The 699-nt window shown below is 45.9% G+C and carries 1 protein-coding gene and 1 pseudogene; both read right to left on the bottom strand.

Annotation, left to right across the window (positions count from 1 at the left end; genetic code table 11):
* Nucleotides 1-203, bottom strand: a pseudogene (locus R8O11_RS27810) (lipid A biosynthesis lauroyl acyltransferase); the annotation flags it as partial.
* A gap of 5 nt (nt 204-208) precedes the next feature.
* Nucleotides 209-699: nucleoid occlusion factor SlmA (gene slmA, locus R8O11_RS27815; RefSeq protein ID WP_318194945.1), on the bottom strand; the 491-nt coding region annotated here is incomplete at its 5' end.

Raw genomic sequence — 699 nt, forward strand, 5'->3', positions numbered from 1 at the left:
AGGTTGCGCTTCGCGATATGCACGCGCTTTTTGCCATAGCGCATGCCTAGCTTGCCAAGTGAGCGCCCCAAAGACAGTAATAGGCGATAAGGAAGAATATTGACGATGATAGCCAGTAGACCAAACCCAAGCCAAACTCCCCAGTTACGAGGATGGAGAAGGGAAAGAGAAAACTCGGGCTGCGTGTATTTGTCTTTACTCATAATCTCTACTTAATTTGTGCACTGAGTAGTGCCCAATACTCGTCAAAGTTTGCAGTAGGTTGGTACTTGAAATCGCTGCGCACAAAACGGTTCAGGCTGCCTTCAACTTGCCCAAGAATTTGCGCAGCAAGAATGCGCTCTTCTACAGGGAAAGATTTACCTTCACGAATTTTACGCTCACGCAGAATCTGACGTAGTTGGGTTTCGATACGTTCAAACAGCTGGTTGATGCGTTCACGTAGACGTTCGTTTTCAAACATTAAAGCATGACCAGACAGAATACGTGTCAAGCCAGGGTTACGTTCTGAAAATGCAAGAATCAGGTGCATTACCATACGAATACGCTCTAGTGTATCTTTCTCGTCATCTAAAATGCGGTTGATGCGAGTCATCAAGGCTTCTTCGATGAACTCAATCAAACCTTCAAACATGCGAGCTTTACTTGGGAAATGACGGTACAACGCGGCTTCGGAGACGCCGACTTGTTTTGCCAATT

The organism is Vibrio sp. 1288 (assembly GCF_033344475.1).